Annotated in this window: 9 protein-coding genes and 1 tRNA gene; 5 read left to right on the top strand and 5 right to left on the bottom strand. The window is 40.0% G+C overall.

Translation table 11 applies throughout. From position 1 onward, the window contains the following. Position 1 precedes the first annotated feature (1 nt). Complete coding sequence (locus tag G0Q07_RS14820) at positions 2 to 1,567, top strand: RagB/SusD family nutrient uptake outer membrane protein (protein ID WP_163347518.1); 1,566 nt, start codon at positions 2 to 4, stop codon at positions 1,565 to 1,567. Positions 1,568 to 1,654: 87 nt separating this feature from the next. Then, complete coding sequence (locus G0Q07_RS14815; protein WP_203532564.1) at positions 1,655 to 2,986, top strand: DUF3472 domain-containing protein; 1,332 nt, start codon at positions 1,655 to 1,657, stop codon at positions 2,984 to 2,986. Positions 2,987 to 3,296: 310 nt separating this feature from the next. Here the strand turns inward: G0Q07_RS14815 and G0Q07_RS14810 are convergent. Further along, a tRNA-Arg gene (locus G0Q07_RS14810) sits at positions 3,297 to 3,371 on the bottom strand. A gap of 145 nt (positions 3,372 to 3,516) precedes the next feature. Here G0Q07_RS14810 and G0Q07_RS14805 point away from each other — a divergent pair. From G0Q07_RS14805 to G0Q07_RS14795, 3 genes are read left to right on the top strand one after another with little or no spacing between them, the layout of a single operon-like run. Then, on the top strand, positions 3,517 to 4,299 hold the full coding sequence (locus tag G0Q07_RS14805) for an HD domain-containing protein (protein ID WP_163347514.1): 783 nt from the start codon (positions 3,517 to 3,519) through the stop codon (positions 4,297 to 4,299). Next, positions 4,299 to 4,709 (top strand): secondary thiamine-phosphate synthase enzyme YjbQ, encoded by a 411-nt coding sequence (locus tag G0Q07_RS14800; RefSeq protein ID WP_163347511.1) that lies wholly within the window; start codon positions 4,299 to 4,301, stop codon positions 4,707 to 4,709. Before G0Q07_RS14805 ends, G0Q07_RS14800 begins: the two co-directional genes overlap by 1 nt. A gap of 20 nt (positions 4,710 to 4,729) precedes the next feature. Next, on the top strand, positions 4,730 to 4,924 hold the full coding sequence (locus G0Q07_RS14795) for a (2Fe-2S)-binding protein (protein ID WP_163347509.1): 195 nt from the start codon (positions 4,730 to 4,732) through the stop codon (positions 4,922 to 4,924). Between the two features lie 21 nt (positions 4,925 to 4,945). Here the strand turns inward: G0Q07_RS14795 and G0Q07_RS14790 are convergent, their stop codons facing one another. From G0Q07_RS14790 to G0Q07_RS14775, 4 genes are all read right to left on the bottom strand, one after another. Beyond that, positions 4,946 to 5,896 (bottom strand): PorP/SprF family type IX secretion system membrane protein, encoded by a 951-nt coding sequence (locus G0Q07_RS14790; RefSeq protein ID WP_163347505.1) that lies wholly within the window; start codon positions 5,894 to 5,896, stop codon positions 4,946 to 4,948. A gap of 41 nt (positions 5,897 to 5,937) precedes the next feature. Further along, positions 5,938 to 15,351 carry a T9SS type B sorting domain-containing protein gene (locus G0Q07_RS14785; protein WP_163347507.1) on the bottom strand — a complete coding sequence of 3,138 codons (9,414 nt, stop codon included), beginning with the start codon at positions 15,349 to 15,351 and terminating at the stop codon, positions 5,938 to 5,940. 822 nt (positions 15,352 to 16,173) lie between these two features. Further along, on the bottom strand, positions 16,174 to 17,124 hold the full coding sequence (locus G0Q07_RS14780) for a PorP/SprF family type IX secretion system membrane protein (RefSeq protein WP_163347505.1): 951 nt from the start codon (positions 17,122 to 17,124) through the stop codon (positions 16,174 to 16,176). Positions 17,125 to 17,165: 41 nt separating this feature from the next. After that, entirely contained in the window at positions 17,166 to 25,394 is an 8,229-nt protein-coding gene (locus G0Q07_RS14775; RefSeq protein ID WP_163347503.1) for a gliding motility-associated C-terminal domain-containing protein, read from the bottom strand. Positions 25,395 to 26,002 lie beyond the last annotated feature (608 nt).

The raw sequence follows: 26,002 nt of genomic DNA, 5'->3' as shown, positions 1-26,002 counted from the left end.
AATGGTGTTTGCCGACGAGTTAGGAATTGAGGCAGCCGCATTAGGAACTTACGCCTTATTAAAAACCAATACATTTATGCGTCCTTACCATTTTCATGGCGAATTTGGTGGCGATAACATTGCATTGAGTGGATCGACTACCGACCATTTGTACTACATGTACAACTATCAGCATACCCCAACAAACTACCACTTAAACAGTTTGTGGTCTACTTGTTACAAGGGTATTGTGAACGCCAACAAAGTTATTGCGAAAGCTCAGCAAGGTACCGACAGAATGAACCACGTAATTGGCGAAATGTATTACCTGCGTGCTTTTTTCTACTTTAACCTGGTTAATATTTGGGGCCGTCCTTATACCCAGGATCCTACCAATAACTGGGGTGTTCCTATTGTTTTAGATGCAGAACCTGATGTTGATAACATGCCTCCGCGCGCTACTGTTAAAGAGGTTTATGATCTGATCATCGAAGACCTGACAACAGGAGCTGAACTGATGAGTGGCTTTAAACGAATTGATGCTGAATACAACATTTACGCTTCAGAGCAAGCAGCCAAAGCGTTGCTGTCGAGAGTTTATTTGTACATGGACGACAATGCCAAAGCAGCAAGTTTTGCTACCGAGGTGATTGAGTCGAACGATTTTGCACTGTTGCAGGGATCGGATTATGAAACGTTCCCAACAATGGTTCCTGAAGATAATTCGGAAGTAATTTTTGCTTGTCGCGCATTAAAGGATGAAGATGACTACGGTTGGTATGCTTTCGGTGGAATGTATGCCACAATTGACGGAGTTGGCTGGGGCGAAATGTATGCTTCAGAACCTTACCGCGATCTGTTGGATCAAAATCCAGATGACAGAAGACATAAATTTATCGAGCCACAATATAACGATGGCGAAACCTATGAAATTACTTATTCATACGACAAGTCTTCTCCTGAAGGTTCGAGAATGTTTAAAATGTATGACGTTACAAGTAACGGAGATAGCTGGGAGTACGAGTACAACGGTACACAAACTGTAATGACCGAAGATATTGATGGCGTAACAAAATATTACATCACCGAAGGCGAACACATTAGTGGAAAAACCTACGTGCGTTTAGATAAAAAAATGCCGGTCCGCCAGGGCTACCCGAAATTCTTTGTAATAAAATGTTCGAACCAGGAAGGGCAGCCGCAGTTATTCTCGCCAATTATCTCGCGTTTAGCTGAGATGTACCTTAACCGCGCCGAGGCACGAGCTAAAACAGGCAACACCGAAGGTGCTCTGGAAGATTTAAATCTGATAAGAGAACGTGCAAATATTCCGGCTTATACTGCTGTTCCGGAGGACAAAACTATTATGGACATTATACTTGAAGAACGTCGTCTTGAGTTGGCTTTTGAAGCACATCGTCGTTACGATATTTTCAGAAATGGATTGACTTTAGACCGTCGTTATCCGGGAACTCACGACCGTGGATCTAATCCAATGTTAACTGTTCCGGCTACCAGTCCTCGTGTTGTTGATTACATTCCTGAGGATCAGATTTTAGCACAACCAAACTTAATTCAAAATCCATAATCAATAAATAAATAGATAATAAATCAGGCTCTTTGGGTGTATCTTTACATTTCGGGGGTCTGATTTTTATTATTATACATGAACACTATGAGAACAAAACTAAATTTGAAAATACTATTTATAATCCTGGTACTTCCTTTTACTGCCCTTTCCTGCGAGAAAGAGGAAACTCCGGTAGAGGAAACACCAACGATGTCTCACCAGGTTCCTAGCGAAGGAAATAGTTGGTTTTTTACAAATGTTGCTGGAGATCAAGTTCAAACAGCAGATTATAACGGTTTTAACTGGAGCAACAATTCTTCTGTATTACGTACCTTTTTCCGAGTTGAGGCCGCAGGCGAAATTCATATTGGAATTAAAGGGAAAGTAAGCGAGGGGAGTTCAACTCTTAAGGCAACTTTCTTGAATCAAACCAAAGAAATTGAGATAAACTCAACAACAAACAGTTCGGTATTTGTTGGTTCATATACAGTTCCATCGCCGGGATATTATTATATCGATTTGCAAGGTGTGGATAAAGACGGAGCACAGTTTGCATCAATTGAATCGATTACTTTGGGAGGCGAAGCCTGCAGTTCGGGTGTGCATTTTTCAAACGAAGATTATTTCTACTGGGGGCGCCGCGGCCCTTCTGTGCATTTAGGATATATTGTGCCCGCCGAGGCATCTGACGTTGTTTGGTTTTATAACGAGATAACAGTTCCGGAAGGTAACGACGTAATTGGATCGTATTACATGGCAAATGGTTTTGGCCAGGGGTACTTCGGAATGCAGGTAAATTCTTCCACTGAACGAAGAGTACTGTTTTCGGTATGGAGTCCGTATTCTACTGATGATCCAAGTACTATCCCCGATGATCAGCGTGTTCAGCTTATTGCCAAAGGTGTAAATACTACAACTAACGATTTTGGAAATGAAGGCTCGGGCGGACAAAGCTATATGCAGTTGAACTGGAAAGCAGGAACTACTTACCGGTTTTTATTGAAGGGTGAACCAAGTAGTGAAAATACAACCGATTACTCGGCCTGGTTTTTTGATACTGAACAAGAAGAGTGGCTCTTTGTCGCTACCTGGCGACGTCCGAAAATAAGTACTTATTTAACCAACTTATATTCATTTTTGGAAAACTTCGACACCAAAACAGGACCGCTTGAACGCATGGCTTATTACAATAACCAATGGGTTTACGATACGAACGACACATGGCACGAAGTTACCAAAGCAAAGTTTACCGCCGACGCTACTGCACGCGATAAAGCACGGTTAGATTATGCCGGGGGGTATAGAAACGGCGACAATGGCTTTTACTTAAAAAACTGTGGATTTTTCAGCGAAACTTCTGAGATTGATACGAATCACGAGCGCCCGGTTTTAGGTGAATCTCCGGTTATTGAATTTGGTACTCTGCCTGAGAATTAATACATTTTTTATGGGCAGACGGGGTAGCTTATAGGTTTATCAAATGCAAATCACCAAAAGACAAGTTCTCAATTATCTTTTGGTGATTTTTGTTTGGCCTAAAAAGCTTATCATGTTTCCAGGTAAAGAAAGTTCCATATATCACAAGTGATACCGGAAGTGATACACGACCTAATACGGGAACTTTGACAGTATAAAATATAGTTATAAAGAGAATTCCTAAAAATGGTAAACTCGTCCCCTGAAATAGCAAAGGTTCTGGGAGAAAATGAAAAAGGGGATTCCATCATTTCTGATAAAATCCCCACTTTGGTGACCCTACCGGGATTCGAACCCAGATCATAAGAACCGGAATCTTACATTCTATCCATTGAACTATAGGGCCGGTATTGGCTGCAAAAGTAACAAAATTCCCGAATGTCAGCAGGTCTTTTTCAAGTTAGCTTACCAATAAATGTTGATAAAATGGTGTCTTTCACATATCGCACATTTTTTTATATCGCTACATTTGCTGGCATAAAGCTATGAATATGGAGGAGAGAACAGAACTGGCAATACGGAAGTTTAACGATTATGTTGATTCTTTTACGGGACTTAGTGAAGATCAGCTTCAGAATTTTGAGATAAAGAAAAATCATTCCTATCGTGTTGCTGATCTTGCTTTAGTGTTGGCAAAAAATATGGAGCTAAACGAAACGGAGGCTCATCTTGCTTATTTAATCGGATTGTATCACGATATTGGAAGGTTCAAACAATTAAAAGAATACAACACCTTTAATGACTCCAAATCTGTGGATCATGCAGAATTGGCAGTAGAAATTTTAAAGGAAAGTGATTTCTTCGAAAATCTGGATGAAGGGCAGGTGGAATTAATTTTATTAGCGATCAGACAGCACAATAAATTGGGATTGACAAAAAAAATGACCGATAAGGAAAGGCTTTTTGCTAAACTTATCCGAGATGCTGATAAACTTGATATACTGCGCGTAATTACTGATTATTACACCAATCCGAAGACAACACCAAATCATACATTAACCTGGGAAATGCCAAAAGGGGGGACGGTATCAAAAGACGTTTCAAAACAAATTTTGAAAGGAGCGTTGGTGGCAAAAGAAAGCATAACCAACGAACTAGATATTAAGGTCATGCAACTCTCGTGGGTATACGATTTAAACTACAGACCTTCGTTTGAATTAATGATGGAAAAGCGTTACTTGGAAAAGATCTATAATTCGATGCCCAAAAACGATACGGTTATTGAAATATACCGGAAAGTAAAAGTATTTGTTGAAAATAAGCTTATTGCCTGATGCAAAAAATTATATCGGTATCAACACCACAACATAATATTCTGGTTGACATTACTTCTAAAGTGGAGAGTATCGTGAAAAATGCTGGAGTTACCAGTGGTTTGGTTAATGTGTACGTGCAAGGCGCAACAGCAGGAATTATGATTCAGGAAAACTGGGACGATTCGGTGCAGAACGATGTGGTTAGCCTGATGACGAAATTAATCCCTGCCGGTATTTGGGAACATGATGCGCAGGATAATAACGGCGACTCGCACCTAAAAGCAGGTTTGGTAGGTCCCAGTGAAACAATCCCGATTGTGAATGGAAAAATGGGCTTGTCTACCTGGCAAAATATTTTTTTATGCGAATTCGACGGACCAAGAAGTTCTCGAAATATTGTAATAACCCTAATTGATTCTGAGAAATAATGGCAAACAGGTTGGTATGTATGTGTAATCTTGTTGATGAAGCAGAGATTAAAAAGCTGCTTGAAAAAGGAGCTGATTCTACTTCCCAAATTCAGTCGTTAACGCGTGCCGGAACTTCGTGTGGACGTTGTTTACCAGTTATTGATGATTTGGTTGAAGATCATAAAAAAACAAAACCCAAGCCACAACAAAGAAAGTTGCGACTCGGGTTTTAAACACAACATCAAAATATTTTTCTAGAAGTATCTAGGCGATACAACTTTTTCTTTCTTAAATCTTAACTCGTAAGAGATCATTACTTCGTGAGTCCCATTGTTGTAATTTTTCAGGTTTGATGTTGAAAAATCAATGGCATATCCCAATCGAAGTTTATCGGCAAAAAGGAACTGCGCAATAAATCCGTAAGAATCGCCCGATCGCCACATGGCTCCTAACCACAGTCTTTCTTTAATCAGGAAGTTTCCTGTTAGGTCGAACTGAACAGGAGTTCCGGTTTCAGAAGTAAACGAGGCTTTTGTAAAAGCAGTAGGTTTAAACTTTAAGTTCTCACCAAGGTCGAATACCGCTCCTGCAATCAGGAAGTAATGTCTCAATTCGCCTTCTACCGAAAACGTTTCCATGTCGTTTTCGAATTTGGTACTTACCAGTTTTGGAATCGAAAATCCAACAAAAGCTCTTTTACTGTATAAGAAAGCACCAACTCCGAAATTAGGTTTGAAGGCATTTTTTATTTCTCCAACAAAGTTAGGATCACCCGGATCAACAGTACCATATTCATTTAAATTATTTGAATAATTGGTAAACCCACCTTTTAGCCCCAATCGCAGATTCGTTTTCTCACTAATCGGCACCAGGTAGGAATAGTCGGCAAACATATAGAATCGTTTTTCCAATCCCACTTTATCGCTGATCAGGTCAAGCCCCAGAGCAACACGCTCATTCTTTAGTGGTGCCTGAAATGTAAATGTATATGTTTCGGGAGCACCGTCCCATCCGGTCCACTGGTGGCGGCCAAGCGCCATAAATCCTACCGATTCCCATGTACCGGCATAAGCCGGATTAATGGTTTGAGTATTGAACATGTATTGTGTATACATTGGGTCTTGCTGGGCATTTGAGGTAAATGCAGCTACTACTATTGCCAGAATCCCTAAACCTTTGATTATATTTAATTTTGCTTTCATCATTTTAATTTTTTCAGATTTAACATTCATTAATTATCAATCAATTAATTATTTAGGAATATTGATCCTGTAATTGGTTCACTTCCATTATTCAGATAGAGAATGTAGAAGTAAGTAGCTGTTGGCAGTTTGTCGTTACCAATCTGCATATCGTGCATCGATGTTCCGTCCCACCAGGCTTCTGTGGTTCCCCATTCATTATAGTTTCCATAATTAGCCTTTTGATATATTCGGTTCCCCCAGCGGTTATAGATCTCTATTTTTGCATCAGGGAATGCTTCACCAAAATTATCGAAAGTCGTTCCGGCTTCATCTCGCATTACAATTTGGAAGTAATCATTATAACTATCCTGATTTGGTGAGAATCCGTCGGGTATATATGGGGAACTAGCCAATGGTTCCGGAGTTTGCTCAGAAGGTTCGATAACATCTCTCCAGTCGCGGATGTTATTGGCAGTATCAGCGGCCATATCCTGTAGCGGAGCAAACGAACCAATTGCATTTAATCCGTGCAACCATTCTTCGCTGGTGTCGTACGAGTCGTAATTGTCGAATAAACCATCACCGTCAGAATCAGTAGCGCCAATATCTGTATCGGCAATTGTATCGTGCGGAGCAGCATCCCAACCTTCTATCCAGTCTTCAAGTCCATCGCCATCCGAGTCTATATCAAGGTAGTCTGGTGTTCCGTCGCCATCCATATCGACAGGTTCGTAAGTGAAACCATCTCTATCGTATCGGTCGTCCCAACCATCGCTGTTTTCATCGGTACCCAGTGGCGGGTAATAATCGTATCCCATATCAGTACCATAAGAGTAAGAACCGTATAGAATACCTTCTTCGATGTTCTGTTGCCACTCGATATTATCAGGAATTCCGTCATTATCAGAATCTATATCCAAACGGTCAACAATACCGTCGCCATCAGAATCCAGAGTTGTTTGATTTAATGCATTTTCCTCTTCGATAATATCTAAAATACCATCATCATCATCATCAATATCATCCCTATTAGGAATACCGTCGCAGTCTGTATCTAAAAGAACGTGGATTGTTACCTCTGCCGTGTCGCAGTTTTCAGTATTAACGGTATGGCAAACTGAATAAGTGAAGGTAAGAACAGCTTCATTTGCTGCTTCGTTCACGTAAAGTAATTCGCCATCGGTAACACTTACGCCATCCGGCAGGTCAGTAAGTATGTTGAAACTTACATTTTCGCGGGTAAACCCTTCATCGTTGGCAAATAAGTCAATGCTACCTGAAACTGTACCGCCCGGGCAGTAAATCAAGGTGAGAATATCATCATTTGCGTTGAATGGTTGAACACCACAATCGTATTCTCCTTGTTCAACAGTTACTGTAGCTGTACAGGTTGAAACATTTCCACACTCGTCAATTGCAGTTAATGTTACTACGTTTTCACCAAGGTTTTCACAGTAGAAGTTTTCCTGACTGATAAACAGGGTGTCGATACCACCGCAGTTGTCAGTTGTTCCACCGTCGATATCGTCAACAGAAATAGATGCCACGCCGTTGGCGTCTAACTGAACTGTTATATCGTTACAGATTACATCAGGAGCGGTAGTATCTTCAATTCTAAATGTAGCTGTTGTTGAAACAGTGTTCCCACATTCGTCCATTGCGGTAAATGTAACTGTTGTTTCGCCTGTGTTACCACAACCTGAAGTTAAACCTTCATAATCGTTGCTCCAGGTGATGTCTCCAACTCCAACGTCGGCAGTTCCTGTAGCACCATTTGAAAGTAGCCAATTCTCGAACTCAGCAGTATTACCCAGTCCGTCGCATTCAACTGTTAAGTCGCTTGCTTCGCTGGTTAACTCAATCGGATCAAGAATTGTCAGATCTAATGTAACAATCGAATCACAACCTGCAGCGTTTTCTATGGTGTAAGTTGCAGTGTTGTTGTTTTCAGTATAAGTGTTACCGTCAATCCAGGTGAACTCGTTACAAACCGTTTGTGTATCTGTACCGTAAGTAGTTTCAAGAATTGTTAGATTTAATGTAGTTGTAAGTGTACATCCATTGTTATTTTCAGTGATAATGGTGTATGTTCCACTTTCGTTGTATGTAGTTCCGTTAAATGTATAACTGTTACATTCCGTTCTTGTAATGGTTTGTTCTCCACTTTCAAGTATGGTTAATACCAGCGTTGCAACAGAATCACAACCGGCAGCATTTGTTGTTTCGAATGTATAAGTACCGCTTTCGTTGTAAGTGGTTCCGTTCCATGTGTATGAATCGCATTCGGCAACTTCAACTCTGCTGGAAGTACTTTCCAATACGGTCAGTGTCACCGTAACAATACTGTCGCAACCGTTTACGGTTTGGAAAGTAATGTCTTTCGAATCGGCAGCAGTAAATTCAGTTCCTTCATAATTGAAAGGAAGATCGGCTTCACAGATTGTGGTATCAACCGGCGTTGTTTCGCTGGCCAGGAAAGTCGGATTTACTGTTAAGTTCACCGTAACAATACTGTCGCAACCGTTTACGGTTTGGAAAGTAATGTCTTTCGAATCGGCAGCAGTAAATTGAGTTCCTTCATAATTGAAAGGAAGATCGGCTTCACAGATTGTGGTATCAACCGGCGTTGTTTCGCTGGCCAGGTAAGTCGGATTTACTGTTAAGTTCACCGTAACAATACTGTCGCAACCATTAACGGTTTGGAAAGTAATGTCTTTCGAATCGGCAGCAGTAAATTCAGTTCCTTCATAATTGAAAGGAAGATCGGCTTCACAGATTGTGGTATCAACCGGCGTTGTTTCGCTGGCCAGGAAAGTCGGATTCACTGTTAAGTTCACCGTAACAATACTGTCGCAACCGTTTACGGTTTGGAAAGTAATGTCTTTCGAATCGGCAGCAGTAAATTCAGTTCCTTCATAATTGAAAGGAAGATCGGCTTCACAGATTGTGGTATCAACCGGCGTTGTTTCGCTGGCCAGGAAAGTCGGATTAACTGTTAAGTTCACCGTAACAATACTGTCGCAACCGTTTACGGTTTGGAAAGTAATGTCTTTCGAATCGGCAGCAGTAAATTCGGTTCCTTCATAATTGAAAGGAAGATCGGCTTCACAGATTGTTGTATCAACCGGCGTTGTTTCGCTGGCCAGGAAAGTCGGATTTACTGTTAAGTTCACCGTAACAATACTGTCGCAACCGTTTACGGTTTGGAAAGTAATGTCTTTCGAATCGGCAGCAGTAAATTCAGTTCCTTCATAATTGAAAGGAAGATCGGCTTCACAGATTGTGGTATCAACCGGCGTTGTTTCGCTGGCCAGGAAAGTCGGATTAACTGTTAAGTTCACCGTAACAATACTGTCGCAACCGTTTACGGTTTGGAAAGTAATGTCTTTCGAATCGGCAGCAGTAAATTCAGTTCCTTCATAATTAAAAGGAAGATCGGCTTCACAGATTGTGGTATCAACCGGCGTTGTTTCGCTGGCCAGGAAAGTCGGATTTACTGTTAAGTTCACCGTAACAATACTGTCGCAACCGTTTACGGTTTGGAAAGTAATGTCTTTCGAATCGGCAGCAGTAAATTCAGTTCCTTCATAATTGAAAGGAAGATCGGCTTCACAGATTGTGGTATCAACCGGCGTTGTTTCGCTGGCCAGGAAAGTCGGATTAACTGTTAAGTTCACCGTAACAATACTGTCGCAACCGTTTACGGTTTGGAAAGTAATGTCTTTCGAATCGGCAGCAGTAAATTCAGTTCCTTCATAATTAAAAGGAAGATCGGCTTCACAGATTGTGGTATCAACCGGCGTTGTTTCGCTGGCCAGGAAAGTCGGATTCACTGTTAAGTTCACCGTAACAATACTGTCGCAACCGTTAACGGTTTGGAAAGTAATGTCTTTCGAATCGGCAGCAGTAAATTCAGTTCCTTCATAATTGAAAGGAAGATCGGCTTCACAGATTGTGGTATCAACCGGCGTTGTTTCGCTGGCCAGGTAAGTCGGATTTACTGTTAAGTTCACCGTAACAATACTGTCGCAACCGTTAACGGTTTGGAAAGTAATGTCTTTCGAATCGGCAGCAGTAAATTCAGTTCCTTCATAATTGAAAGGAAGATCGGCTTCACAGATTGTGGTATCAACCGGCGTTGTTTCGCTGGCCAGGTAAGTCGGATTTACTGTTAAGTTCACCGTAACAATACTGTCGCAACCGTTTACGGTTTGGAAAGTAATGTCTTTCGAATCGGCAGCAGTAAATTCAGTTCCTTCATAATTGAAAGGAAGATCGGCTTCACAGATTGTGGTATCAACCGGCGTTGTTTCGCTGGCCAGGTAAGTCGGATTTACTGTTAAGTTCACCGTAACAATACTGTCGCAACCGTTTACGGTTTGGAAAGTAATGTCTTTCGAATCGGCAGCAGTAAATTCAGTTCCTTCATAATTGAAAGGAAGATCGGCTTCACAGATTGTGGTATCAACCGGCGTTGTTTCGCTGGCCAGGTAAGTCGGATTTACTGTTAAGTTCACCGTAACAATACTGTCGCAACCATTAACGGTTTGGAAAGTAATGTCTTTCGAATCGGCAGCAGTAAATTCAGTTCCTTCATAATTGAAAGGAAGATCGGCTTCACAGATTGTGGTATCAACCGGCGTTGTTTCGCTGGCCAGGAAAGTCGGATTAACTGTTAAGTTCACCGTAACAATACTGTCGCAACCGTTAACGGTTTGGAAAGTAATGTCTTTCGAATCGGCAGCAGTAAATTCAGTTCCTTCATAATTGAAAGGAAGATCGGCTTCACAGATTGTGGTATCAACCGGCGTTGTTTCGCTGGCCAGGTAAGTCGGATTTACTGTTAAGTTCACCGTAACAATACTGTCGCAACCGTTTACGGTTTGGAAAGTAATGTCTTTCGAATCGGCAGCAGTAAATTCAGTTCCTTCATAATTGAAAGGAAGATCGGCTTCACAGATTGTGGTATCAACCGGCGTTGTTTCGCTGGCCAGGAAAGTCGGATTTACTGTTAAGTTCACCGTAACAATACTGTCGCAACCGTTTACGGTTTGGAAAGTAATGTCTTTCGAATCGGCAGCAGTAAATTCAGTTCCTTCATAATTGAAAGGAAGATCGGCTTCACAGATTGTGGTATCAACCGGCGTTGTTTCGCTGGCCAGGTAAGTCGGATTTACTGTTAAGTTCACCGTAACAATACTGTCGCAACCATTAACGGTTTGGAAAGTAATGTCTTTCGAATCGGCAGCAGTAAATTCAGTTCCTTCATAATTGAAAGGAAGATCGGCTTCACAGATTGTGGTATCAACCGGCGTTGTTTCGCTGGCCAGGAAAGTCGGATTTACTGTTAAGTTCACCGTAACAATACTGTCGCAACCGTTTACGGTTTGGAAAGTAATGTCTTTCGAATCGGCAGCAGTAAATTCAGTTCCTTCATAATTGAAAGGAAGATCGGCTTCACAGATTGTGGTATCAACCGGCGTTGTTTCGCTGGCCAGGAAAGTCGGATTTACTGTTAAGTTCACCGTAACAATACTGTCGCAACCATTAACGGTTTGGAAAGTAATGTCTTTCGAATCGGCAGCAGTAAATTCAGTTCCTTCATAATTGAAAGGAAGATCGGCTTCACAGATTGTTGTATCAACTTCTGCATTTTCGTTTACTGTATAGGTTTCGTTAACTTCAACCACCACAGTATCTCTATCCACACAAGAAGAATTATATGTAGCCTCTACAATATAAGCTTTACCATCAGCAAGATTTGCTGAAGCAATCGTTGAATCTCCTGCAAATAAATAATTCTCATTAATGTCATACCACAGATAAGTTCCTGAAGTACCATTAGTAAGTTGTGCACTTAAAGTAAATGGTTCCCCTTCGCAAACTTCATTGTCATCTACTAATGCCGTAACTGTTTCAGTACAGCAGTTTTCAACCTGAATAACGGTTGAAGCAGAATCAGTACAACCATTATTATCTTCATAAACATACCAAATAACATTAAATCCAACTAAACTATTTGTAGGAGTAAATTCTCCATTTTGGTTAACGCCATCACCTTTATAAATTCCACCTGCGGGCTGTCCGTTTAGTGTAATACTTGGAGCATCCGAACAATATGGTCCAAATTCGCCAATTGTTACATCTGTTTGAGGTAAAGCCTCAATTTCTTCATTTAAAAGAGAAAGGAGTTCGCAATTTCCTGCAGTAGAAATGTCCCTAACGTTAATTGTATAATTACCGGGAGCCAAGTCTTCAATCGTGGTATTGGTTCCTGAAAAAGAAGTCCAGATTCCACCGTTTAATGAATACTCTAAATTGGGACTTGATGAATAAGGAGTAGCATTAATTGTAATTGTTCCATTGTCTTCTCCACATTTTGCATCAGTCGAACTTGAGGATGCATCAATACCTTCAACGGTAACTTTAAAACTGCAAGTTTCAACGATGGGATCTCCACTCGATGGAGTATAAGTAGCAGTATATGTTAACGTTGAATCATTAATTATTGGAAAGTATCCAGGTCGTGGGCCTTCTACAATAAATTCTATTCCACCTTCACAGCCTGCATTATCAAGTATAATTGCATCAAAATAAATATTGTCAACCACACTTTTCTTTGGTTCACCACTTCCGTTTTCAGAAAATTTAAATTTTAGTTTGTATGCTCCATCAACAAAAGTATTTGGTATTGAAATCGAATAATTCTTTGTGGTATTATCTCCAGTAATAGGGGTTGAGTTCACAACATGTTCCTGATTGGTTTCATCTACTAAAATCAAGGTCCAATCAAAATTTTCTCCCGTTGGCGCATAAATATCCATGAAAACGTCAAGTCCTGGTTCCAGATATACTGTTGGACTTAATATGTAAGGATCTCCTGTTCCATTTGACTGCCAAAGATTTACAACTCCTGAGTTGTTCCCAACACGTTGCACTGAGTTAAATTCCCAGCATGCCCATTTAACCTCAGGAAGACCAAATTCCATCACAAAACTGTAATTGCCCGATTCGCCTCCTAAACAGTTTAATCCAAAATTAGGAGTTTGCCACTCAATATATTTTACAAGATTATTGTCAACAATTTCGTCTGCACATTCAACAATGTCTGTTGGACACCCTGTTTTTGAAATAACACTGTTGGTTACAATTACCTGAATAGAATCCTTCGTTGTACAGGTTCCATTGCTGGCAGTAACAACAAAAAATCCACTAAAATTATCGGATGTAGTAGTTGCAAATGTTGGTGTAGAATCAGTAGAAGTATAACCGTTAGGCCCAGTCCATGACCATGAGGTGGCTTCCCCGCCAACTTCATAAAGATTGATGTCACTACCTGCACAAACATGCACATCACCTTCTATCGATACTGCAGGACCTTCTTCGAGTGTAACAACAACATCATCACTTATGGTGCAATTTCCATTATTGTATTCAATGCCTACCGAATATGTTCCTGCAACCCCTGCGGGAACGATTGGGTTCTGTTGGTCTGATGTGAAACCATCAGGTCCTGTCCACGAATATGTTCCATCAGTAATATTTGTAGTGGTTGCAGTTAACTGTAATGGAGAACCAACGCAAGTCGATGTATAAGTGGCATTAACTGTTCCAATGCAACCAATTGTATATCCAAACCAAGCATCTTTGTTTGGTTCTGATGACGTAAGTGTAATGTTTTGAGATGTATTATAATTACTATGAACAACATAAGTTGTACCATTTGAAGAGTTTAAGGGCGTTTGTGGAGCTACTGAATAACTTTGATTCACGTCTAATGCGGTTCCACTACCATCGTTAAACAGACTACTTGAACTTCCGCTTTGGGGAATTTGATAGGCAAATTTTGGGTCGGTAACCACTGTTCCGTTGCTGCTGATTGGTTGCCCCGACGAATTAACAAGATAATAATGTATTTCAATCGATCCTTTACCACCACTTACCCAAGGTACGGAGAAGTCGCCTTCTGTTTCCTGATGAGCATTGGGGTCTTCATTAACATCAGTATAGTCCAGGTATGTTTTATCATTGGCTGGATATAAGATAGTAGGATCGGTATTTGGCGCCATGTTTACATAGTAATACATGCTGTCGCCTTGTTCCGAAACAGTACCAATGTTCCAGGCTAGCTGCCATTTAATAATGCTACTGTTGCCACTTGCAGGATTATCCGGATCATTTAAAACATATCCATTTTGTGTTGCGGTTACTGATCCTTTGGTAACAACAACATCACCAGTTGTGGTAGGAAGTTGTGTATAGGTAGGAGCACCGCCTGCTTCCAAAACAATATAGGTACTCATGGGGTCGGTAAGAATTGAGTTGCTTGCTGCAAACGAAATGTTGGAGCGTATCTCTGAGTAAATGTTACTTATGTTACCACTGTTGGCCGGAAAATAGCCTTTGTTTTGTGACCCCATCAATACATCCTCTGCATCGCCATTAGAAGGAACATCAAAACCGATGGTATAAACATCTGCATTTGCCATAACTAAGGCAGCTTCATATTTAGTTGGTATGCCATGGTTTCCGGCACTGAATGTTCTTGTTCTCCAACCACCATTGTAGCATTGTTCCTGTACTGAAAAAAGTGTAAAATCGAAGTCTCCTCCTGACCCAACTACATTGTTATAATTACTTGAATTAACAAACAAGTAATTATCTTCAATTTCGTCAGGTGTATAATCCCATTCTGGCGGCCAACACTGTGTTAACACAGGCGTAACAGAAGAAGTAACATTTGATTGATAACTATATGTAGGAACTCCATCAGAAAGTAAAATAACAACTTGTTTATCGGCAGTACTTGAAGCAACCAATTGTTTTGCAGCGTAAAAACCACCTTGTAAGTTTGTTCCACCATCTGAATCAATGTCATCAATAGCTCCTTGCAGATATCCAATATTGCTGGTAAAACCTTGGTCAACTTCTGGTGTTCCCGAACCTGCCGAGCCTCCATTAATTGTTACAACCGCAATTCTTATTCCCGTGGTTCCCGTTAATAATTCATCAACAAAATCGCTTGCGGCATTTTTTGCCGCGTTCATTTTGGTGGTTCCCATGCTACCCGAATCGTCAATTACTAAAACAACATCAGTAGTAGTAGGTATATTTTTCCCTTCAACTTTAACCGTAATCTTCCAACGACCTTCCGTTCCCGTTGGTGTGGCATATTTTTCAATATGAACCGAACCAGGATCAGGCCATTCCAGTTCTGTATGCACTGTCGATTTTAATAAAATCGGACTGGTTTTTATCATTGCCGATTTCATTAGCGTGTTATCCGCTGGTAAAGTAAATGGTTCTACTTCTCCAATATAAACCGGACCTCCTAACTGATCATAGTCAAAAAACTGATCTACTATTTGAGTGGTTGTATCCACCTGAGCATAATTGACTGTAGGAATAAATAATACAAAACCTATTACGAGTAATAAGGTTTGCGAAATTTTAAGCTTGGGTAAAAATGTTTTCATATTGTATGTATTAAGCATTTACAAGTATGTCTCTAATTATTAGAGCACCTAAAAGCATGGAGTTTAAATACAATTGAATTGCATCTATTGTCCGTTTGGTTAAAAAATCTAGATTGAAATTTTCGGAAAGAAACTAAATAACCCCTTATTTTTTACCTTCTTTAAATTTCAAAATATTTACATTTCGTCACACAAATTATGACTAAAAAATATATTATCCAAATAATATTTTTTGATTGAATCCATCCATAACTCTGTATTGTTTTGTTTAGTACGTTTGATAGAATTATATCAATAGTTGTGCCGCGTGACCTAATGTTCAGTAGTTCAGGCATATAGTCGATTGGGGAAAGGATTGGTTTGGTCTCAAAATGGGACAAAAGTGTGCAGTTGATCTAAAATCGATAATCGGATTGATTAGATCTGTTATGAATGGTATGCAATCAAGAAAATTGCTAATGGTTGTATAAGGAGTTGGAGATTGCGATTTTTATTTTTTGGTAGTGGTTAATATCTTATTCTCAGATATTCGGGATTATTGCAGCTCTTTTTTCTAAAAATTTCATTTTATATGGTACGTTTTACGCTTGAACCCTCAGGTTAATTGCGAGAAGTTAAATGAACCGTTCTTCCTGTTTTGGGACTTCTCTTCTTCCCAATTGTATTTCGTATTTTCTAAGTTCATTCGAAATTTAAAAACTATGTATCTTTCGTGCATATTGTTTTATTGATGATTTGGTTGAAGATCATAAAAAAACAAAACCCAAGCCACAACAAAGAAAGTTGCGACTCGGGTTTTAAACACAACATCAAAATATTTTTCTAGAAGTATCTAGGCGATACAACTTTTTCTTTCTTAAATCTTAACTCGTAAGAGATCATTACTTCGTGAGTCCCATTGTTGTAATTTTTCAGGTTTGATGTTGAAAAATCAATGGCATAGCCCAATCGAAGTTTATCGGCAAAAAGGAACTGCGCAATAAATCCGTAAGAATCGCCCGATCGCCACATGGCTCCTAACCACAGTCTTTCTTTAATCAGGAAGTTTCCTGTTAGGTCGAACTGAACAGGAGTTCCGGTTTCAGAAGTAAACGAGGCTTTTGTAAAAGCAGTAGGTTTAAACTTTAAGTTCTCACCAAGGTCGAATACCGCTCCTGCAATCAGGAAGTAATGTCTCAATTCGCCTTCTACCGAAAACGTTTCCATGTCGTTTTCGAATTTGGTACTTACCAGTTTTGGAATCGAAAATCCAACAAAAGCTCTTTTACTGTATAAGAAAGCACCAACTCCGAAATTAGGTTTGAAGGCATTTTTTATTTCTCCAACAAAGTTAGGATCACCCGGATCAACAGTACCATATTCATTTAAATTATTTGAATAATTGGTAAACCCACCTTTTAGCCCCAATCGCAGATTCGTTTTCTCACTAATCGGCACCAGGTAGGAATAGTCGGCAAACATATAGAATCGTTTTTCCAATCCCACTTTATCGCTGATCAGGTCAAGCCCCAGAGCAACACGCTCATTCTTTAGTGGTGCCTGAAATGTAAATGTATATGTTTCGGGAGCACCGTCCCATCCGGTCCACTGGTGGCGGCCAAGCGCCATAAATCCTACCGATTCCCATGTACCGGCATAAGCCGGGTTAATGGTTTGAGTATTGAACATGTATTGTGTATACATTGGGTCTTGCTGGGCATTTGAGGTAAATGCAGCTACTACTATTGCCAGAATCCCTAAACCTTTGATTATATTTAATTTTGCTTTCATCATTTTAATTTTTTCAGATTTAACATTCATTAATTATCAATCAATTAATTATTTAGGAATATTGATCCTGTAATTGGTTCACTTCCATTATTCAGGTAGAGAATGTAGAAGTAAGTAGCTGTTGGCAGTTTGTCGTTGCCAATCTGCATATCGTGCATCGATGTTCCGTCCCACCACGCTTCTGTGGTTCCCCATTCATTATAGTTTCCATAATTAGCCTTTTGATATATTCGATTCCCCCAGCGGTTATAGATTTCTATTTTTGCATCAGGGAATGCTTCACCAAAATTATCGAAAGTAGTTCCGGCTTCATCTCGCATTACAATTTGGAAGTAATCATTATAACTATCCTGATTTGGTGAGAATCCGTCAGGGATATATGGGAAACTAGCCAATGGTTCCGGAGTTTGCTCAGAAGGTTCGATAACATCTCTCCAGTCGCGGATGTTATTGGCAGTATCAGCGGCCATATCCTGTAGCGGAGCAAACGAACCAATTGCATTTAATCCGTGCAACCATTCTTCGCTGGTGTCGTACGAGTCGTAATTGTCGAATAAACCATCACCGTCAGAATCAGTAGCGCCAATATCTGTATCGGCAATTGTATCGTGCGGAGCAGCATCCCAACCTTCTATCCAGTCTTCAAGTCCATCGCCATCCGAGTCTATATCAAGGTAGTCTGGTGTTCCGTCGCCATCCATATCGACAGGTTCGTAAGTGAAACCATCTCTATCGTATCGGTCGTCCCAACCATCGCTGTTTTCATCGGTACCCAGTGGCGGGTAATAATCGTATCCCATATCAGTACCATAAGAGTAAGAACCGTATAGAATACCTTCTTCGATGTTCTGTTGCCACTCGATATTATCAGGAATTCCGTCATTATCAGAATCTATATCCAAACGGTCAACAATACCGTCGCCATCAGAATCCAGAGTTGTTTGATTTAATGCATTTTCTTCTTCGATAATATCTAAAATACCATCATCGTCATCGTCGATGTCATCCCTATTAGGAATACCGTCGCAGTCTGTATCTAAAAGAACGTGGATTGTTACCTCTGCCGTGTCGCAGTTTTCAGTATTAACGGTATGGCAAACTGAATAAGTGAAAGTAAGAACAGCTTCATTTGCTGCTTCGTTCACGTAAAGTAATTCGCCATCGGTAACACTTACGCCATCCGGCAGGTCAGTAAGTATGTTGAAACTTACATTTTCGCGGGTAAACCCTTCATCGTTGGCAAATAAGTCAATGCTACCTGAAACTGTACCGCCCGGGCAGTAAATCAAGGTGAGTATATCATCATTTGCGTTGAATGGTTGAACACCACAATCGTATTCTCCTTGTTCAACAGTTACTGTAGCTGTACAGGTTGAAACATTTCCACACTCGTCAATTGCAGTTAATGTTACTACGTTTTCACCAAGGTTTTCACAGTAGAAGTTTTCCTGACTGATAAATATAGTGTCGATACCACCGCAGTTGTCAGTTGTTCCACCGTCGATATCGTCAACAGAAATAGATGCCACGCCGTTGGCGTCTAACTGAACGGTTATATCGTTACAGATTACATCAGGAGCGGTAGTATCTTCAATTCTAAATGTAGCTGTTGTTGAAACAGTGTTCCCACATTCGTCCATTGCGGTAAATGTAACTGTTGTTTCGCCTGTGTTACCACAACCTGAAGTTAAACCTTCATAATCGTTGCTCCAGGTGATGTCTCCAACTCCAACGTCGGCAGTTCCTGTAGCACCATTTGAAAGTAGCCAATTCTCGAACTCAGCAGTATTACCCAGTCCGTCGCATTCAACTGTTAAGTCGCTTGCTTCGCTGGTTAACTCAATCGGATCAAGAATTGTCAGATTTAATGTAACAATCGAATCACAACCTGCAGCGTTTTCTATGGTGTAAGTTGCAGTGTTGTTGTTTTCAGTATAAGTGTTACCGTCAATCCAGGTGAACTCTTTACAAACCGTTTGTGTATCTGTACCGTAAGTAGTTTCAAGAATTGTTAGATTTAATGTAGTTGTAAGTGTACATCCATTGTTATTTTCAGTGATAATGGTGTATGTTCCACTTTCGTTGTATGTAGTTCCGTTAAATGTATAACTGTTACATTCCGTTCTTGTAATGGTTTGTTCTCCACTTTCAAGTATGGTTAATACCAGCGTTGCAACAGAATCACAACCGGCAGCATTTGTTGTTTCGAATGTATAAGTACCGCTTTCGTTGTAAGTGGTTCCGTTCCATGTGTATGAATCGCATTCGGCAACTTCAACTCTGCTGGAAGTACTTTCCAATACGGTCAGGTTAATTGTCAGTGTGCTGTCGCAACCTGCTGCATTAGTTAAGTTCTGAATATAAGTATCATTAGATGTAAATGTCTCACCGTTGATTACCAGTTCGTCACAAACAGTAGTATCGATAGTTGCTTCAGTGCTTTTTAAAATACTTACGTTGAAAGTATCTTCTGTCCAGCATAAGTTGTCAGTACCAGTAGCAGCGAAAACAAAGATTGTAGAATCTTCAGTAATTGTACCAGAAACCGGTTCAACACCCATTGATTGTGCATAATATGCAAAACCATCAGGAAGCTCAGGTAATTCATACGAATCACATTCTTCCACATCTGCTAAAGGCTTGATAGATGGAGTCGTATTTATTACTACGTTGAAAGTATCTTCTGCCCAGCATAAGTTGTCAGTACCGGTAGCAGCGAATACGTAGATTGTAGAATCTTCAGTAATCGGACCTGAAACCGGCTCAACACCCATTGATTGTGCATAATATGCAAATCCTTCAGGAAGCTCAGGCAATTCATACGAATCACATTCTTCCACATCTGCGATAAGCTCTTCAAGAATTGGTAATTCGTTAACTTTTACAGTTACAGTATCTGTATTTGTACATCCATTTCTACTATCAGTAATTTCTACAGTATAATCACCAGATTCTGTTACAACTAGAGTGTCACCTATTTGTCCTGCTAAAAGACTATTGTCTTTGAACCAAGCATATATCGCCGATTCCTGGGTTATAGAAGAACTTGCATCTAAGATTGTTTGTTCATTTGAGCAGATTTCAAGACTGCCTATAATAACAGCAGTCGGTGTATTAACATCCTGACCGATTGTTACCGTATCATAAGCCATACATCCGCTGGTCAAATCAGTAACAATCACGCTGTATTCACCAATTGTTGTTACATCGATATCAGGATCAGTACTACCTGTACTCCACAAGTATGAAGCATCGTTGGTAGCTGCATCCAGGTTAATGGAAGAGGTATCGCAAGTAAATTCAATATGTGACTGGGTAATAACAGCAGTCGGTGTATTAACATCCTGTCCGATTGTTACCGTATCGTAAGCCATACATCCGCTGGTCAAATCAGTAACAATCACGCTGTATTCACCAATTGTTGTTACATCGATATCAGGATCAGTACTACCTGTACTCCACAAGTATGAAGCATCGTTGGTAGCTGCATCCAGGTTAATGGAAGAGGTATCGCAAGTCAGTTCAATATGTGACTGAGTAATAACAGCAGTCGGTGTATTTATATCCTGACCGATTGTTACCGTATCATAAGCCATACATCCGCTGGTCAAATCAGTAACAATCACGCTGTATTCACCAATTGTTGTTACATCGATATCAGGATCAGTACTACCTGTACTCCACAAGTATGAAGCATCGTTGGTAGCTGCATCCAGGTTAATCGAAGAGGTATCGCAAGTAAATTCAATATGTGACTGAGTAATAACAGCAGTCGGTGTATTTATATCCTGACCGATTGTTACCGTATCGTAAGCCATACATCCGCTGGTCAAATCAGTAACAATCACGCTGTATTCACCAATTGTTGTTACATCGATATCAGGATCAGTACTACCTGTACTCCACAAGTATGAAGCATCGTTGGTAGCTGCATCCAGGTTAATGGAAGAGGTATCGCAAGTAAATTCAATATGTGACTGAGTAATAACAGCAGTCGGTGTATTTATATCCTGACCGATTGTTACCGTATCATAAGCCATACATCCGCTGGTCAAATCAGTAACAATCACGCTGTATTCACCAATTGTTGTTACATCGATATCAGGATCAGTACTACCTGTACTCCACAAGTATGAAGCATCGTTGGTAGCTGCATCCAGGTTAATCGAAGTGGTATCGCAAGTCAGTTCAATATGTGACTGAGTAATAACAGCAGTCGGTGTATTTATATCCTGACCGATTGTTACCGTATCATAAGCCATACATCCGCTGGTCAAATCAGTAACAATCACGCTGTATTCACCAATTGTTGTTACATCGATATCAGGATCAGTACTACCTGTACTCCACAAGTATGAAGCATCGTTGGTAGCTGCATCCAGGTTAATCGAAGTGGTATCGCAAGTAAATTCAATATGTGACTGAGTAATAACAGCAGTCGGTGTATTTATATCCTGACCGATTGTTACCGTATCATAAGCCATACATCCGCTGGTCAAATCAGTAACAATCACGCTGTATTCACCAATTGTTGTTACATCGATATCAGGATCAGTACTACCTGTACTCCACAAGTATGAAGCATCGTTGGTAGCTGCATCCAGGTTAATGGAAGAGGTATCGCAAGTAAATTCAATATGTGACTGAGTAATAACAGCAGTCGGTGTATTTATATCCTGACCGATTGTTACCGTATCGTAAGCCATACATCCGCTGGTCAAATCAGTAACAATCACGCTGTATTCACCAATTGTTGTTACCTCGATATCAGGATCAGTACTACCTGTACTCCACAAGTATGAAGCATCGTTGGTAGCTGCATCCAGGTTAATCGAAGTGGTATCGCAAGTAAATTCAATATGTGACTGAGTAATAACAGCAGTCGGTGTATTTATATCCTGACCGATTGTTACCGTATCGTAAGCCATACATCCGCTGGTCAAATCAGTAACAATCACGCTGTATTCACCAATTGTTGTTACCTCGATATCAGGATCAGTACTACCTGTACTCCACAAGTATGAAGCATCGTTGGTAGCTGCATCCAGGTTAATCGAAGTGGTATCGCAAGTAAATTCAATATGTGACTGAGTAATAACAGCAGTCGGTGTATTTATATCCTGACCGATTGTTACCGTATCATAAGCCATACATCCGCTGGTCAAATCAGTAACAATCACGCTGTATTCACCAATTGTTGTTACCTCGATATCAGGATCAGTACTACCTGTACTCCACAAGTATGAAGCATCGTTGGTAGCTGCATCCAGGTTAATCGAAGTGGTATCGCAAGTAAATTCAATATGTGACTGAGTAATAACAGCAGTCGGTGTATTTATATCCTGACCGATTGTTACCGTATCGTAAGCCATACATCCGCTGGTCAAATCAGTAACAATCACGCTGTATTCACCAATTGTTGTTACCTCGATATCAGGATCAGTACTACCTGTACTCCACAAGTATGAAGCATCGTTGGTAGCTGCATCCAGGTTAATCGAAGTGGTATCGCAAGTAAATTCAATATGTGACTGAGTAATAACAGCAGTCGGTGTATTTATATCCTGACCGATTGTTACCGTATCATAAGCCATACATCCGCTGGTCAAATCAGTAACAATCACGCTGTATTCACCAATTGTTGTTACCTCGATATCAGGATCAGTACTACCTGTACTCCACAAGTATGAAGCATCGTTGGTAGCTGCATCCAGGTTAATGGAAGAGGTATCGCAAGTCAGTTCAATATGTGACTGGGTAATAACAGCAGTCGGTGTATTAACATCCTGTCCGATTGTTACCGTATCGTAAGCCATACATCCGCTGGTCAAATCAGTAACAATCACGCTGTATTCACCAATTGTTGTTACATCGATATCAGGATCAGTACTACCTGTACTCCACAAGTATGAAGCATCGTTGGTAGCTGCATCCAGGTTAATGGAAGAGGTATCGCAAGTCAGTTCAATATGTGACTGAGTAATAACAGCAGTCGGTGTATTTATATCCTGACCGATTGTTACCGTATCATAAGCCATACATCCGCTGGTCAAATCAGTAACAATCACGCTGTATTCACCAATTGTTGTTACATCGATATCAGGATCAGTACTACCTGTACTCCACAAGTATGAAGCATCGTTGGTAGCTGCATCCAGGTTAATCGAAGTGGTATCGCAAGTCAGTTCAATATGTGACTGAGTAATAACAGCAGTCGGTGTATTTATATCCTGACCGATTGTTACCGTATCATAAGCCATACATCCGCTGGTCAAATCAGTAACAATCACGCTGTATTCACCAATTGTTGTTACATCGATATCAGGATCAGTACTACCTGTACTCCACAAGTATGAAGCATCGTTGGTAGCTGCATCCAGGTTAATGGAAGAGGTATCGCAAGTAAATTCAATATGTGACTGGGTAATAACAGCAGTCGGTGTATTTATATCCTGACCGATTGTTACCGTATCATAAGCCATACATCCGCTGGTCAAATCAGTAACAATCACGCTGTATTCACCAATTGTTGTTACATCGATATCAGGATCAGTACTACCTGTACTCCACAAGTATGAAGCATCGTTGGTAGCTGCATCCAGGTTAATCGAAGAGGTATCGCAAGTAAATTCAATATGTGACTGGGTAATAACAGCAGTCGGTGTATTAACATCCTGTCCGATTGTTACCGTATCATAAGCCATACATCCGCTGGTCAAATCAGTAACAATCACGCTGTATTCACCAATTGTTGTTACCTCGATATCAGGATCAGTACTACCTGTACTCCACAAGTATGAAGCATCGTTGGTAGCTGCATCCAGGTTAATCGAAGTGGTATCGCAAGTAAATTCAATATGTGACTGGGTAATAACAGCAGTCGGTGTATTAACATCCTGTCCGATTGTTACCGTATCATAAGCCATACATCCGCTGGTCAAATCAGTAACAATCACGCTGTATTCACCAATTGTTGTTACATCGATATCAGGATCAGTACTACCTGTACTCCACAAGTATGAAGCATCGTTGGTAGCTGCATCCAGGTTAATGGAAGAGGTATCGCAAGTCAGTTCAATATGTGACTGAGTAATAACAGCAGTCGGCAACGCATATACAATTACATTAACTGTATCCACTGCCACACAGCCATCACCATAATAAACAGTAACGATATAATCACCGGAAGCAGCTATTGATAATGCATCAAAAGTAGTGTCTTTTGCTAAAGAAGAAAATCCGTTTGGACCATTCCATGTAATAGAATTGTAGTTTGTTCCATCGGAAAAAGTAGCATTTAACGAAATGGTTTCATCTTCGCATACTGAAGAATCTAATGCTGAAGCTGAAACAGTTTCGGTACAACATTCTTCAAGCGTGATTTTTGCTGTGGAGGATTCTAGTTCGATGTCATCACATAAAGATCCTTTTATTATTGCTCGATAATAAGTTGTTTCTATCAGATTAGAGGGAGTTGTATATGAAGATGAAGTGTTTGATATTGGACTCCATAAAAGGCTGTCTGTACTTGACTCCCAACGAACTATTTCATCCCATTCTCCAGACAAAGATAGGGTATGTGATGTATTTTCCCCAATACAGAACTCTTCGTCGGATGTAACGGCACCGTTTAGATTAATTGTGAATCCAACTATTTCAAAGTAGCAGGGATTGGACTTAGTACTTCCGCCGGAGAAGGAAACATAAGTTGCTAAATCAATGGCTCCGTCATTCTCCAAATCACAAACGTTATAAAATGTACTCTCTCCAAGTGAAATCATTATTTCAATGAATTTTCCGTCACTAGGATCATAATCACCAACCATTGCAGTAATTCCATTTCCATCTTGTTGCCATGTTTGTGTAACGGAATCCAGCTGGAATACTTCAAGAGTTGATCCGTCATTCGCCTGCAGTTGTAATACCATATCTGCTCCGTTGGTAAATACTGTATCTCCTTTAAAAACTTCGTATTCAAGTCCAAAGTCAGGATCAATATTAAAGTAGTAGCGGAATATGGCGTTGCCTGCATTTCCGTTTTGAAATCCGATTAATACTATTGTATCTTTCACAACAGCGAATACTTCTCCAACTTCACATGTACCAGATGCTGTTGGATTAATTATGAGTGATTGTCCATCTTCATATTCTGCTACATCATAATTCCCGTCAAGGGGATATTGAGAATAACCTTTTGTTACTCCTAAAAACAAAAACACCAACCCCAGTAGTAGAGTTCGTGTTAAAATCGGATTGGGTATAAACTTTCTCATATCGGTAGATTTTGATTATTAACTATATCATTTCACCGCATAAGAAGATTCATCAATCAATAAGCATAAGCTTATTATATTGTGTGTTGTGTTTTAAAAAGATTTGATGTGAAATTCTTGGAAAGATTCGATAACCCCTTATTTCCTACCTTCTTTAAATTTCAGTATCAATAAATTACTTATGCAAATTATGACTTAATGTTATAAAATGCAAATTTAAATTTGTGATTTGTGTTGTCCATATCTCTTTTTAATAATGTTTAGTACGCTTGTACTCTACAGTAAGCAAATGATATGCCTATGTTTTTAACATGCAGAAAAACAGTGCATTAAGTGTTATTGATTTGTGCTTAGAATGTCCCGGGTGGGACAAAACTCTCTTAGAGACAAAATACACACCTGTAAGTATTTTTATATTAAATTTATTTCCCGGGCTTGAAATGGGCAATAAATTAATAGATAAATAGACTTTGCCACAGAAATATGCAATACGAAAGCAATATGCACTTAATAGTAAAGCATAGAAAATTGTATATCTAAATAAGTTCTTAGGTACTGGAATGTATATTATGCTATCATCAAACAGAAGTTTTCACTTAGTTGAGAAA

This window comes from Draconibacterium halophilum, from assembly GCF_010448835.1.
GTDB lineage: Bacteria > Bacteroidota > Bacteroidia > Bacteroidales > Prolixibacteraceae > Draconibacterium > Draconibacterium halophilum.
Note: the sequence above shows the minus strand (reverse complement) of the source record. Positions and strands in the feature narration are given on the sequence as shown.